Raw genomic sequence first — 13,181 nt, forward strand, 5'->3', positions numbered from 1 at the left:
CATATGTAAGAAGCTTAATGCCAATAGTTTAGTAGTATTAGTGGCTATCATAATCGTCTTAAACACTCATGTTATGTCTACCCATACTTCTACTCAGAGGCTCGGTTGGTTGATCGCCTTGTTGCTACTGGTCTGCTGGAATTTGCAGGCCGAGGATAGGCTTCCCTTAACTAAGACGCATACAAGTCAGTCGACAACGTATTTTCATGAACCCAATACGGCTATCGTCCCCGCCCTCATCAGCCTGACGGCTACCGCTGGGGTGCCGTTTCAATACCAGTTACCGGCCTTACTGCCCTACATTAGCACGATTTACACCTCACCACAATTACCGGGTAATGGATTGAGCATATCTTACGAAACATTACCTCCATCCATCGTTGGTACACCAAACGCCACAGACGTGATGAACCTGACCATCAATGCCAATCTTACCGTAAACAGTCAGCCAGAATCGGCCTCTGTGGCTATTACCATCACAGTTAATCCACCTACCCCCATCAGTCTGACGGCTACGGCTGGCGTGCCGTTTACCTATGAGATACCGGTTTTAATACACGAAAATAATGCGGGCTACACCTCGCCCCAGCTACCAGCTAATGGATTGGGGTTGTCTTATGATACCTATCCGCCTTCCATTAGTGGCACGCCCAACGCCACAGGAGTGATGAACTTAACCATCAACTCGTCGAACATGTCGAATGGACAGTCGCATGCAGCCTGGGTACCCATCAGCATCACCGTTACGGACCCCACGCCCATCAGTCTAACCGCCACGGCGGGGGTGCCATTTACCTACCAAATACCTGTCCTATTGTCTTCTAACGGCACGTTCTACACCTCGCCCCAGCTACCAGCTAATGGATTGAGTACATCCTATTTGACTTATCCCCCATCCATCGTCGGTACTCCTCTAGCCAGTGGAGTGATGAACCTGACTATTAACGCGTCGAATGGTCAGCCAGAATCGGCCTGGGTGCCCATTACTCTCACGGTTCATCCATCACCCACTAGCTTCGCCATTTCCACCATCAACCTGATCAGTTGTCAGCCGATTGATAACGCCCATCGACTGATCAAGTTGAACCCGGTATATACGGGCCTGACGGGCGAGAAGATTACCCTGGCTATTGCTTACGATAACTTCATCACCGATCAGCCTGGCCCCTATACCCTTCAGGTATCTACTAATCAGACCATTCTCACCTTTATCGCCCAACAAGGAAGCAACACGGCCATTTATAACTACCGCTGGCTGGATGCCTGTACGGTAGGGCCGTCCAATCAGCAACCGACTACGACCGGTATTCCCCCCCAAATGGCCCAGCCAGGGCAAGCCTATCAACTTAGCTTGGCTAACTACTTTGTCGATCCAGATGGAAATCCCTTAACATTTACCGTATCCGGCCTGCCCTCGCCCCTAACCCTAACTGGGACTATTATTAGTGGTACGCCCTCCGGCACAGGCAGTTTTCCCATCAGTGTAACGGCGGTTGATCCAGGAGGATTATTTATCTCGACTACTTTCCAACTCAGTGTGAATGGGATCACTCCACCCACTCAGTCCTTTGCGTTGGTTAGCGTGACCACGAGTGGCTGTCAGAATCTAGGGGGTACTCAACGGCAGGTAACGTTTACTCCGGAGTATACGGGACTGACGGGCGATCCGATCGTGCTGGCGATGACTAATGGCTACATCACCACCCAGGCTGGTCCTTACACCCAGACCTTATCGACTGACCAACCGCTGTTGACCCTGATTGCTCAGCAGGATGGGGCCACCTCCGTCTACAATTACAACTGGCTTTCGGCTTGTGGTAGCAGTGCGCGTCGGGCGGGCGAGGAGCCTTCTCCATCCTTACAGGTGACGGTGTTGGGCAATCCGGTGCAAGGTCAGCAGGTGGAGTTGGCGATTCAGGGCGTGGTCGGGCGTTGGGTGGAGGTATCGGTGCTGGATGCTCAAGGTCGCTCTGCTCATCAGCAACGGTTGGACTGGTCCCCGGATAGGGTGCGAGTCAGTGTTCCTTTAGGTGCGGGAATGGGTGTGCAGCTGGTGAAGGTACAGACTGCGCATCAATCTCAAACGGTGAAAGTCATCAAGATCCATTAAGCAAGGCGTTATACGCTCCTGCACCACACCCATGGGAAGATCCTCTCGGGGTTGGTGTAGGAGCGTATTTTAAGTTTAAGCGAACAAAATAGACGGAAGTTACGCCGTATCAAAATACCCTCGTGGCTGTTGCACAACCCTGCTTAGGAATATAAATGGCCTTTTCTGTATCTTCAGGGATGCAAGGCCGAAAAGACTATACCGATAAATGCATTACCAATTTTCAGCTGTCCAGCCGCATCCCTGAGCACAACCTCTACCGCCGGTTAAAAGAGACGCTCGATCTGACTGCTCCGGCAGCCCGGCTTCATCTATGAGGCCACTAAACAGCTCTAGGGCCATACTGGCAACCCGTCGATTGACCCAGTCGTATTCCGCTCCGATTTCTATGATCTATGCAAGCGTTGAGACATAAGTTTTGTCATATTTCTCCTTTCGTCGAACCACTGCGTACACTCGGTGAATGAGCTTGTTTCGAATGGCATTTAATACTAACATTTTGTTCTTGCCTTCGGCCACTTTACGCTGGTAATAGGTACGCAGTTCCCCTTCCGTTCGTATGCATGACATAGCCCCTAGATGGAACTACGCTTTCAAGCGTTTCCTGGCTTGATGACTAACTCTAGTCTTGCCCCGGATACTTGTTCCTGAGCGGTACTCGAAGGGGGCTACTCCTGCGTGACAAGCCATTTGTTTAGGATCAGTAATCGTAGTCATCTCGTTCGTCACAACAATGATTTCTGTAGCGGTTGTCGAGCCAATACCAGGTACAGAAACAATCCACTCAAAGAGTTCTTTAAGTCGGCCATCGTTTTGAATAAGTTTGTTGATCTGCTGTTCGATGGCCTTCTGTTCGTCCTTGAGGGCGATTAATGACTTACGGGAGCTGCGCTGGAGTTGCTTTTGTAAAAGGGGATTGATAAATGAATCTTGTTCAGCTAGGGGACCAGCCAACAGATTATATGCTTGAATAAGACGCTGGCGAGCAGCACTTAGAAACGCTAACTGCTGAATAACAGGGCGAGGAGGCTGCCACAGGCGAATTTGATCACGAAAACGATAAGCATATTCGGCAATGCGGTAAGCATCAACAGTGTCATTTTTACCCCGCTGCATACCACCCGCTTGCTTGATTTGCAGACTACTTTCCAGCCAAATCGGCAGTCGTAGTTTATGAAGAAATTCCAACAGATGCGCATTATATATTCCCGTGTGCTCCATGCAAAATACGACTTGAGTTATATCCCAACCCGGTACTGATTTCAGTTGGCGAAGGGCTAGTTTGATACCAGCCACCGTGTTTGGCGTGTGCAAATGGAGTAAGGAACCTTGTCGGTTGTAAACGGCCCAATCTAATGTAGCCTTGGCAATGTCGATACCGATGTAGTGGAGAAAGTCCATAAAACAATTTAGTTTTGATCCATCAGTCAATCGAACCTGCCTTCACTCAAACCCTTGTAATGGGCCGCGAACCCGTCTTTCTATCTGAGTCGATGCAAGTTCATCAGAGTGGGAACCTGAATCGGAGCATAGGTCTTTCCTCGGCGACCCGTTAGGTTAGCCCCACTCTGGTTGACTGCTGGCAACTTACCAATTCTTGGAAGATTACCAGCCCTCAAACCTAAAGGGCGGCCCGGTTTAAGTTCATGCTGATCGGTTGCCTGGAGAATATTACCTCTGACAGAAAGTTAGTCGAGCATTGCTCTCTGCGGTTGGATATGCTGTATTTCCTGGGCTATAACCTGGATGAGCCATTACCCTGGCACTCCACATTGAGCCGTACCCGCCAACTCTACCCGGAAGCACTCTTTGAGTTACTATTTGACAAAGTATTCACTCTATGCGTGGCCAACAATATGACGGTCCGCCGCTGCGGTGGCAGGTCGGCGGGTTGCCATTGACTCAGCCCCGGTTAAAGCCAATGCGTCGATGGAACGACTGCTCGAAAAACAACCCAATTTACCTGGTCCTAGGCTGGTTCAGTCGGTTGAAAATCAGCATGAGTCAGTAACTTCTATAGCCACACTCAGCCCCCGTCAAGCTGCATCTGTAATTAGTGCTGCCGATCAACCAGTTAAGACAGTTAAAAAAGCGCCAGCAAAACTTGAAGAGCGCACCAAAAACTCTAGGGGCTGGCAACGAAAAGGCCAAGTTACTCAGCAACCGCAACGGCGGACCGTAAAACCCATTACAGTCCTGCCGATCCCGATGCCCGTATTTCCATCAAGCCGCAGCGGCGGACCGTCGGGCAAAGCTCGTAAACTCAATTACCATTGTAGCTTGGCGGTTGATACCGCCGAAGGCGTCATCAGTCATGTGCAGGCCGATTTTGCCGATGGTCGAGATAGCCAGAACCTACCTGACATTACCTTGAAGCTTCAACAACGGTTGGCTCATAATGAGCTACGCCTTGAAGAAATACTGGCTGATACTGGCTACTCCAATAGTGCTAATTATGCTTTACTGGAAGGGTGGAACATCACCGGATGGATACCTGTCTTCGGTCACTATAAATCCCAAATCGAAGGCTTTTCCTATCATCCTCAAGCAGATCACTTTACCTGCTCGGTGGGCAAGCATTTAGTGTTTAAGACGTTTGACAAGAACGAGGATGGGGGCTGGCTGAAGGTGTATCGAGCAGCTTATCAAGACTGTCAACAGTGCCCCCTCAAATCCAGCTGCGTTCCCAAGAGGTGGTCCGCCACCGCGGCAATGCCGCCAAATTATTCGGACGGCCTATGATCCCTTCTATCGTCGAGCCTTGGTGGAGATTTCGGAGATAGAGACCATCTGATTTCGGTACAAGCTGACCACCCGATTCCGCGACTAATTGACCAGGTGATTTCGGCCTAAACTGACCACCTCGTCTTGATGAAAAGCTGGCTGTAGAAGTACCCATACTTTTGGAAGATGAACTACCAACTTCCAAACCCGTATGGCTAACTCGACAATCAGCATGAGCAAGATTCGACACATCTTTCGGCTATTTAGCCAGGGACGTAGCAAACTCTCCATCGCCACCCAAATTGGTGTTTCCCGGAACACTGTCAAGCGTTATTTGACCGCCCTGGCCGCTAGTGGACTTACCTATGAAGATATCCGTACCCTGACCGACAAGGATCTGGAAGACTTATTTGGCAAGACCCCTGAGCCCAAGCTCGATCCACGCTTGACTATTCTGCAAGCTTACCTGCCTCAGGTCGATAAAGAACTCAAACGAAAGGGAGTCACTCGACTGATGTTGTGGGAAGCTTACCGCAATGACCATTCTGATGGCTTTCACTACACCCAGTTCTGTTTTTACTATAACCAATGGAAGGCTCGGGTACAACCCGTGATGCATCTGGATCATAAAGCAGGCGACAAACTATTTGTCGATTTCGCGGGTGTTAAGTTGAGTCTAGTCGATTTAACAACGGGGGAAGAAAAGCCCGTTGAAGTCTTCATCGCCATTCTAGGCGCTAGTCAACTGACCTATGTGCAGGCGGTAATGAGTCAGCAAAAAGAAGACTTCATTGCGGCTTGCGAAAACGCGCTGCACTATTGTGGGGGTGTACCAGCCGCCATCGTTCCCGACAATCTCAAAACGGCCGTCACCAAAAGCAGTCGCTTTGAACCGACTCTGAATGAGACGTTTGCCGACTTTGCCGACCACTACGGCACTACTATTTTACCCACCCGAGCTTATCGACCACGGGATAAAGCCCTGGTCGAAGGGGCGGTCAAGATTGTCTATAATCGGATCTATGCACCGCTACGAAAACAGCGCTTTCACTCATTAACCGAGCTCAATGAGGCTATACTAGCTCTCTTAGAGCAACATAATAGCCGACCCATGAAAGGGCGCAACTATAGTCGTCGACTTCAATTTGACGAAGTTGAACGCGAAGTACTCGCACCTTTACCCCTGCTACGCTACGAGTTCAAAAAGCAATCCCATGCCACAGTGATGAAAAATGGGCATGTGTGTTTAGGGGCTGATAAGCACTATTATAGTGTACCCTATCGCTACGTTGGCCGAAAGGTCAAACTGCTTTATTCCAGCTCTACGGTGGAGATTTTTGTCCGCTATCAACGCGTGGCCCTACATCGACGGCAATATCGTCCCTACAGTTACACCACCGACAAAGAACATCTGGCCGCTACTCATCGCTTCGTAACGGATTGGTCGCCCGAGCGTTTTGTCGACTGGGCGGCTGATATCCACGAGGATGTGCGGCTCTACATCCTCAAAGTGATGGAACGTCGTCAGCATCCTGAACAGGCCTATCGCTCCTGTATGGGCATCCTGAGTCTGGCCAGTAAGGTAGGCAAAGAGCGGCTCACCAACGCCTGTCGGCGGGCGTTAGGCTTCGGCCTCTACAACTACAAAACCATCCAGGCCATCTTGGAAAAGGGGATGGATAACTATGATGAAGACGAACTTCTAGCTGAACAACCCACCATGCCTACTCACGAGAACATCCGCGGAGAGAACTACTATCAATAACCCTAAATCAATGCACCAATGAACAACAATAGCTTAGAGAAAATGCGTAAAATGAAGATGTTTGGCATGTTCCAGGCCTTCAAAACTAGTCTGGAAAGTGGCCAGCCCATCGGGTATACGATTGATGAGATGATCGCCTATCTGATTGAAGCTGAATGGGATGATCGACAGAATCGGCGGATCGAACGCCAGATTGTCAATGCCCGTTTCCGCTATAAAGCCTCTATTGAGGAACTCTCTTACCAAACGGAACGGAATCTGGACCGCAATCAATTGTTACGGTTAGCCGACTGCAACTTCATCAAACGCAATGAAACGTTGCTGGTTACGGGTAGTACCGGCATTGGCAAAAGCTATATCGCATCGGCGTTAGGTCATCAAGCCTGCATTCTGGGTTATCGGGTCCTGTATGCCAGTACGCCTAAACTATTTGCTCGGCTAAAAATGGCCAAAGCCGATGGATCGTATTTGAAAGAGTTAACTCGAATCGAGCGTCAACAACTACTGATACTGGACGACTTCGGGCTTCAGCCGTTTGATGCCCAGAGTCGGGCTGCGTTAATGGAAATCATCGAAGATCGGCATGGCAAGAGTTCGACCATTATCACCTCTCAACTACCGGTCAGCAAATGGCATGAAGTGATTGGGGAAAAAACCATTGCCGATGCTATCCTGGATCGGCTGGTACATGATGCACATCGGCTGGAGTTGACCGGCGAATCCATGCGCCGGAAACGGAAACCGCAAGTAGAAATCAGTTATCAATAAAGGGAAAATAACCGTAGTTTTACCACCGCTTCTACAGCCTCTTTTCGCGGGTCGTTTGCGAGTCAACTAGGTGGTCAATTTGCTACGGAATCGCCTGGTCACTATCTCCGAAATACACACGTTTTTCAACCAACAGCACTATTTCAATTGACGGGCATACCCGCTTATCAACTGACGAATCAGCACCTGGACGCTTCCGTTATTTTCTCGGCCAAAACGAGAGAAATTCTCGAACGACTTCAGCAGGCACGGGATCATGCAGAGTTGATCGCCATTATTGAAGCCTATGCCTTTCAGCTACTTGGCCAGATGCGACAGGATCGATGGGTCCTCAGTGGGGTCAGCCGACAGATGATGCGAACCGGCGGGATGGGCAAGCTGGATAGCTGGGCGGATCAGGCCTGTTTGTCGACCAAACAATTTAAACGAAAATTTTACGAAAGCACCGGGGTCAATCCCAAGACCTACGCCCGCATCATTCGCTTTAACCAGGCCTTTAACCGCAAGAACCGGTTCCCTCAGGCGGATTGGTTAAGCATTGCGCTCCAGTGTGGCTATTGTGATTATCAGCATTTAGCTAAAGACTACAAAGACTTTACGGGCTTAACCCCGATTGACTTTCACCAGCTGGAGGCACAGTCGCCCGAGAAACAACTGGGTTTAACGGATCTACTTTATCAGCAGCGGGTTGACTTACGGAGTTAAGCTGAGAAAGTCCTTTTTTTACCAATTCCGCTGCCTAGCCGCCTTCTATTTTTGGGTATGCATTCTGGCTCGTGGCTACGAGTGGATCGGCCATTGGGTAGCCGTCAGAGCCTAGTACGCTTAACATGAAGACGAACATGCGACTCAAAAACCAAGTGGCTATTGTGACGGGAGCAGCCCGTGGTATCGGCCAGCAGTACTGCCTGGCACTCGCTGGTGAGGGCGCCCAACTAGTAGCCATCGACATCCTATCCTGTGCCGATACGCTGACCAAAGTACAGCAAGCTGGGGGGCAAGCCCTGGAAATAGTGACCGACGTAACCCTGCCGCAACAGGTAGAAGCGATGGTTGCCCAAGTCTTGCAGCGTTATGGTCGAATTGACATCCTGATCAATAATGCGGCCCTAATCCCTCCATTGACGCCCTTTGATCAGGTTTCGGAAGCGAGCTGGGATCGGGGCATGGCGACCAATGTGAAAGGCATGTGGCTGTGTAGTAAAGCGGTGATCCCCTCTATGCGCCAGCAGGGGAATGGGAAGATCATCAACATTTCCTCCGATACAGTCTGGGCCGGCACCCCGATGCTGCTGCCGTATGTCACCTCGAAAGGGGCTATTCTGGCCTTTACCCGGGCCCTGGCTCGTGAGTTATCGGGTAGCGGCATTCATGTGAACTGCGTTACACCAGGCCTAACAGTAACGGAGGGCGTGCAGCAAATGGCCGACCCCGAAACAGTGAGCTCCATTCAGCAGCTGGTGCTGGATGGACAAATCATCAAACGTCGGCAGAAGCCTGACGATGTAGCCGGCGTCATCGTGTTTCTGGCGTCGGATGAAAGTGATTTTGTGACGGGCCAAACCATCAATGTCGATGGGGGATTTACCCATCATTAACCGGCTATCCTCTTCTTCCGATGCGAACACTACTAACCCTTTGCTGGTGGTTTGTTTTTCCGGGGCTTCTGCTCACCGATCGAGGGGAGAACGGATCGTGGGTTGACCCATTCAGGACTTGGCCTGCCGCTGCTGAAACCGATTCCCTGGTAAGGATTGAAACCGGATCCGTAAAAGGCGTTCTGGATACCAGTGGCGTTACCATTTATCGGGGGATTCCCTATGCGACGGCTCCCATCGGCAACCGCCGCTGGCAGCCTCCCTTTCGGGCACCTTCCTGGAAAGGGGTGCGGTTAGCCACCGAGTACGGCCCCGCTTGTCCCCAACAATCGTCAGATTGGGGACCTACCAGCGAAGATTGCCTGACCCTCAATGTATTTACGAGCACCACAAAGCACCCTACTCGTCCCGTGATGGTTTGGATTCATGGCGGAGGGTATCTGGGAGGAAGTGCCCGGGGCTACGATGGCCGTGTTTTGGCCCGTAAAGGCGTCGTGGTGGTCACCCTAAACTACCGGTTGGGTGCGTTGGGGTATTTGGCCCATCCGGCCCTGGCAGCTGAATCACCGCATCAGCGTAGCGGCAATTATGGTCTTTTGGATCAGATCGCAGCCCTACAGTGGGTGCACCGAAATATTGTTCAGTTTGGAGGTAACCCAGCCCAGGTGACCATCTTTGGAGAATCGGCCGGTGGGTTTGCGGTGGGAGCGCTCCTGGCTTGCCCCCTGGCTAAAGGGCTTTTTCACCGGGCCATTCTACAGAGTGGAACCGGGCTACACAATGGAATTATTACTCGTCAAAAAGCGGAAGCGCTGGCCCTGGTGGGTGCTAAAACGCTCGGCGTGGCCGGTCAGGATGCGTCGGCGGCCTCGGCACTGCGTTCGATGACTGCCGAGCGACTGGTGGCTGCCTACCCCCGTCCCCACCAGAGGCCATTGCGAGGCTATCAGGTCTGGTTTGGTCCGGTCGTGGATGGGTGGGTACTCCCTTTACCCCTCGATAAAGCCATCCACCAGGGCCGCTGGAACCAGGTTCCCATTTTGGTGGGGACAACGGCCGACGAAGGCATTCTTTTCCAGCCACACGCACCGGCCAAAAGCCTTTCTGACTACTATAACCTACTGGGTCCGGGCGACTTAGGCGATACCACCGGGACGTTGGCCAGCTTATATCCGGTTAAGGATACGGCTCAGATCGTAGCCCAATCACAGCAGCTCGTGGGTGATCTGGGATTTGGGGCACCGGCTCGTGCCCTGGCTCGGTTGGTAACAAGTACAGGTGGCCAAGCATATCTCTACCAGTTTACCCGGGTTTCAACGGATGCCTCGGGTCATCGGATTCCCGCTGTTCATACCTCCGAATTGCCGTTTGTGTTTGGTATTGAACCGACCCAGTGGACAGCCTTTGTCAATGAAGGACGAACCCCGGATGACGCCAGGCTTGCCGATGCATTGAGTGATTACTGGATCACGTTTGCTAAGTGGGGTAGTCCAAATGAACCTAAGGGGAAAGGCAAATGGCCCTATTGGCCGCTCTACAAGGCAACGACGAATGCCTATCAGGACCTGGGTATTCCCATCCGGGCTCGCCAAGGTTTACGGGATCGGTATTACAATGCCCTGGATCGGCTAGCCCGCCAAGAGGGTGAAATTCGACCCTGATGCACTCCCGGTATGGAATCACCAATAATTCGGAACACTACCTCCAGAGTTAGATGGAGGCTATTGATCGTTAATTAAGTAGGCATTTTGTCGATTAGGGGGTTATCATCAATTTCTTGGTAAAAGCCCATCTACTATGGAACTCGACCATATTTTTATCTTTACGCACCAGGCACACCAGGTCGCTACCAGGCTAACCACGTTTGGCCTCAGCGAAGGATCCGCCAATGTCCATCCGGGGCAGGGAACCGCCTGCCGACGCTTCTTTTTCCAAAATGCGTATCTAGAGTTAGTGTGGATAGTCGATGAAGAGGAAGTGAAAAGTCCACTTTTAGAAAGAACCAACCTGTGGGAACGATCCCAGTATAAGCTCACTAGGTATTGCCCCTTTGGCCTTTGTTTTCGCACACCACAGCCAGCTGGTCCTTCGCTCAGCTTAGCCTTTGAGGCTGGTTGGCGCTACTACTCGGACTATCTGCCTGAAGGCCAGTATGCCCATATAGCTTCCAATGAGGCTTTTGCTTTCGAGCCAATGTTGTTTGAAATGCCCTTTTTTGGTCTGGCTCCTCAGGATTATCCGGTAGAAAAGCAGCAGCCATTGCTCCACGCAAAAGGGTATCAGAAACTGACGAAAGTGACCTTGACCTTACCCGTTCCAGGCAATGAATTATCGCCCGCAATGCAAAAGGTTGTTGGGCAAAGCAAGGTGGATACGCGCCTGGGGGAGTCGTATGTAGTTGCCTTAGAATTTGACGGTGGTAACCAAGGCGAGCGCCAAGACTTTACGGACTTGATTCCCCTCATTATTAGCTGGTAACCAGCACCTGTGGGGTCAGAGAGTACAGATGTAGGTTTCGCACCAAACGCTCATAGATGAGACGATTAGGCTTCATCCTTAATGTATTAACGAACCTATTAGCAAGCTACTTAGACCTTTCTGTATTGTCCCTAATAAACTCGTTACAAATCGAAAAAAACACTTTCGGATCTCTTAACCAAGGGTCATGACCCGCATCACCTACCGTTTGCACCCGGACATGGGGAAACAACTCCAGATATTCTCTAGCTCCATCAAAATGGACACTTTTGGAGCCGTTAAACAATAAAATCGGCACGTTGATCTGCTTTAAGCGTGCAGCCTTCGGGGCAGATACCATACTCATTACGGGTTCGTATTGTGGTAAGCCCGAAGTAAGCTCAATCTCTTTAGATATGCTAACCGTGTCTTGTTGACTGACACCGCCTGGGGTTTGCCGACTCACCAGCCCTGTCTCACCGATTGAGCCTTTTTGGGATTTGACGACCCGCTTGGTCAGCAGAGTGTCCCGATGATATTCTTCCTCTTGCCCTGTCCAGGTAACCGTTCCGCTCAGAATTACCCCCTTAACATCTTGGGGATAGGTATAGGCATAAAGAATCGCTAAAAAACTGCCCCAGGAAGAACCTGCCAGGAATACCTGCTGATTTTTGGCCAAGGTATTTTTCAGTCGTTTCAGATCGGCCAGGTGATCTTGCCAGGTATAGGAGGAAGCCGGGGCGCTTTTGCCGCAGCCTCGTTGATCGTAGTAGATGACCTGGGCAGTCTGGCTTAAGGCATCAAATTCAGGCCGTAGGTACTGATGGGTAGCTCCAGGCCCACCATGTAAGACAATGACAGTGGTTGCCTTTTGGCCAACTCGCCAAAAGGCAAGTTTTGTGGAACCGGCAATAAACCCATCCTGTCCGTAACACAGGGGTGCACTAATCAAGAGAAGCCATACACATAACCACTTCATCATAATCGGATAAAAATACTTTTCTCATGGAGATGCATAGGCCTACAAAAATCCATAAACATGACCTTATTGAAAGACCACTTAGTGGTTCACCAACAAAATTCATCTCACTAAGAAAGCTGTGCTGACTTAGTGAGGTCTTCTCATAGGGTGCTTTCTTTGGTGTTGAGATGTCGCAAAAAATGCTCCTAACTGAGACGGGACATTGTTCGATAAAGTAGAAGCGTATTGTTAGCTTAAAGCTATATAACAAAATAGCCTGGACGGAACCCATTCCCCTTATCGGGAAAATATAAGTGGCAAGCTGAACGACTTGCGAAGGTGACATGTTTCACTTATGTTTGTGACATAGTTCTCTTAGTATATGGCTACTTCAACTTACCAAGCCGCAAGCCTGACTCGATCCTCACCGTTTGGTGTGATTGACTCATCACGACAGGGTATGCTACGTGCGCAAGTCGATGAAGTCGCGGCTCTGGTCGGACTAACCGATCGGGAAATGGCCTATGCCCTCAATATGACTCCACGTAATCTGCATCGGCTGAAAGCTGAGCAACGTGTACGTGTGGATGCTTCGGAACGGCTTCTGCTCCTCAAGAACCTGTTGGTACATGCGCTAGATACCTTTGAAGGACGAAAAACCACCGTTTTACATTGGTTACGAACCCCCATTCGGGAACTAGCCAATCAATCCCCGCTTCAATTACTGGATACGGTAACCGGCTTTGGGCTGGCGGATGATGTATTAGGACGGTTAGATTATGGCTTACCCGCCTAGCT

The 13,181-nt window shown here is 50.6% G+C and carries 13 protein-coding genes; 11 read left to right on the forward strand and 2 right to left on the reverse strand.

Features of this window, described 5'->3' with window-relative positions; genetic code table 11:
- The first annotated feature begins 73 nt into the window (after window positions 1-73).
- Together B5M13_RS30280 and B5M13_RS33645 are read left to right on the forward strand one after the other, a co-directional pair.
- Window positions 74-2,110 (forward strand): hypothetical protein, encoded by a 2,037-nt coding sequence (locus B5M13_RS30280; RefSeq protein WP_080059212.1) that lies wholly within the window; start codon window positions 74-76, stop codon window positions 2,108-2,110.
- Window positions 2,111-2,289: 179 nt separating this feature from the next.
- Window positions 2,290-2,427 (forward strand): hypothetical protein, encoded by a 138-nt coding sequence (locus B5M13_RS33645; protein WP_155297355.1) that lies wholly within the window; start codon window positions 2,290-2,292, stop codon window positions 2,425-2,427.
- Between the two features lie 268 nt (window positions 2,428-2,695).
- On the opposite strand, the gene B5M13_RS30285 is transcribed toward B5M13_RS33645, so the two are convergent.
- On the reverse strand, window positions 2,696-3,511 hold the full coding sequence (locus tag B5M13_RS30285) for an IS110 family transposase (protein ID WP_245859565.1): 816 nt from the start codon (window positions 3,509-3,511) through the stop codon (window positions 2,696-2,698).
- Between the two features lie 245 nt (window positions 3,512-3,756).
- Between B5M13_RS30285 and B5M13_RS34320 the strand changes: the two genes are divergently transcribed.
- From B5M13_RS34320 to B5M13_RS30320, 8 genes are all read left to right on the forward strand, one after another.
- Entirely contained in the window at window positions 3,757-4,011 is a 255-nt protein-coding gene (locus tag B5M13_RS34320; protein WP_245859566.1) for a transposase, read from the forward strand.
- A 28-nt stretch (window positions 4,012-4,039) separates the two neighbouring features.
- Window positions 4,040-4,852, forward strand: a complete 813-nt coding sequence (locus tag B5M13_RS30290; protein WP_245859568.1) for a transposase — start codon at window positions 4,040-4,042, stop codon at window positions 4,850-4,852.
- Window positions 4,853-5,045: 193 nt separating this feature from the next.
- Complete coding sequence (istA, locus tag B5M13_RS30295; protein ID WP_080059213.1) at window positions 5,046-6,599, forward strand: IS21 family transposase; 1,554 nt, start codon at window positions 5,046-5,048, stop codon at window positions 6,597-6,599.
- A gap of 18 nt (window positions 6,600-6,617) precedes the next feature.
- Window positions 6,618-7,367: an IS21-like element helper ATPase IstB gene (gene istB / locus B5M13_RS30300; RefSeq protein WP_080055049.1), complete on the forward strand. Its 750-nt coding sequence runs from the start codon at window positions 6,618-6,620 to the stop codon at window positions 7,365-7,367.
- Window positions 7,368-7,514: 147 nt separating this feature from the next.
- Window positions 7,515-8,072, forward strand: a complete 558-nt coding sequence (locus tag B5M13_RS30305; protein WP_080059214.1) for a helix-turn-helix domain-containing protein — start codon at window positions 7,515-7,517, stop codon at window positions 8,070-8,072.
- Window positions 8,073-8,209: 137 nt separating this feature from the next.
- Entirely contained in the window at window positions 8,210-8,965 is a 756-nt protein-coding gene (locus B5M13_RS30310) for an SDR family NAD(P)-dependent oxidoreductase (RefSeq protein WP_080059215.1), read from the forward strand.
- A 20-nt stretch (window positions 8,966-8,985) separates the two neighbouring features.
- A complete protein-coding gene (locus B5M13_RS30315; protein WP_080059216.1) occupies window positions 8,986-10,626 on the forward strand; it encodes a carboxylesterase/lipase family protein in 1,641 nt (546 codons plus the stop codon).
- A gap of 136 nt (window positions 10,627-10,762) precedes the next feature.
- Window positions 10,763-11,443, forward strand: coding sequence for a VOC family protein (locus B5M13_RS30320; RefSeq protein ID WP_080059217.1), 681 nt, complete (start codon window positions 10,763-10,765; stop codon window positions 11,441-11,443).
- A 106-nt stretch (window positions 11,444-11,549) separates the two neighbouring features.
- On the opposite strand, the gene B5M13_RS30325 is transcribed toward B5M13_RS30320, so the two are convergent.
- Entirely contained in the window at window positions 11,550-12,404 is an 855-nt protein-coding gene (locus B5M13_RS30325) for an alpha/beta fold hydrolase (protein ID WP_080059218.1), read from the reverse strand.
- Between the two features lie 361 nt (window positions 12,405-12,765).
- Here B5M13_RS30325 and B5M13_RS30330 point away from each other — a divergent pair, with 361 nt between their 5' ends.
- Window positions 12,766-13,179, forward strand: coding sequence for an antitoxin Xre/MbcA/ParS toxin-binding domain-containing protein (locus B5M13_RS30330; RefSeq protein ID WP_080059219.1), 414 nt, complete (start codon window positions 12,766-12,768; stop codon window positions 13,177-13,179).
- Window positions 13,180-13,181: the final 2 nt, after the last annotated feature.

Source organism: Spirosoma aerolatum, assembly GCF_002056795.1.
In the GTDB taxonomy this organism is placed as follows: Bacteria; Bacteroidota; Bacteroidia; order Cytophagales; family Spirosomataceae; genus Spirosoma; species Spirosoma aerolatum.

Excerpts from the sequence above, each read along its gene's own strand:
- B5M13_RS30280 (WP_080059212.1), top strand. The coding sequence starts at position 74 with ATGTCTACCCATACTTCTACTCAGAGGCTCGGTTGGTTGATCGCCTTG.
- B5M13_RS33645 (WP_155297355.1), top strand. The coding sequence starts at position 2,290 with ATGCAAGGCCGAAAAGACTATACCGATAAATGCATTACCAATTTTCAG.
- B5M13_RS30285 (WP_245859565.1), bottom strand. The coding sequence starts at position 3,511 with ATGGACTTTCTCCACTACATCGGTATCGACATTGCCAAGGCTACATTA.
- B5M13_RS34320 (WP_245859566.1), top strand. The coding sequence starts at position 3,757 with ATGCTGATCGGTTGCCTGGAGAATATTACCTCTGACAGAAAGTTAGTC.
- B5M13_RS30290 (WP_245859568.1), top strand. The coding sequence starts at position 4,040 with ATGGAACGACTGCTCGAAAAACAACCCAATTTACCTGGTCCTAGGCTG.
- istA (WP_080059213.1), top strand. The coding sequence starts at position 5,046 with ATGGCTAACTCGACAATCAGCATGAGCAAGATTCGACACATCTTTCGG.
- istB (WP_080055049.1), top strand. The coding sequence starts at position 6,618 with ATGAACAACAATAGCTTAGAGAAAATGCGTAAAATGAAGATGTTTGGC.
- B5M13_RS30310 (WP_080059215.1), top strand. The coding sequence starts at position 8,210 with ATGCGACTCAAAAACCAAGTGGCTATTGTGACGGGAGCAGCCCGTGGT.
- B5M13_RS30315 (WP_080059216.1), top strand. The coding sequence starts at position 8,986 with ATGCGAACACTACTAACCCTTTGCTGGTGGTTTGTTTTTCCGGGGCTT.
- B5M13_RS30320 (WP_080059217.1), top strand. The coding sequence starts at position 10,763 with ATGGAACTCGACCATATTTTTATCTTTACGCACCAGGCACACCAGGTC.
- B5M13_RS30325 (WP_080059218.1), bottom strand. The coding sequence starts at position 12,404 with ATGATGAAGTGGTTATGTGTATGGCTTCTCTTGATTAGTGCACCCCTG.
- B5M13_RS30330 (WP_080059219.1), top strand. The coding sequence starts at position 12,766 with ATGGCTACTTCAACTTACCAAGCCGCAAGCCTGACTCGATCCTCACCG.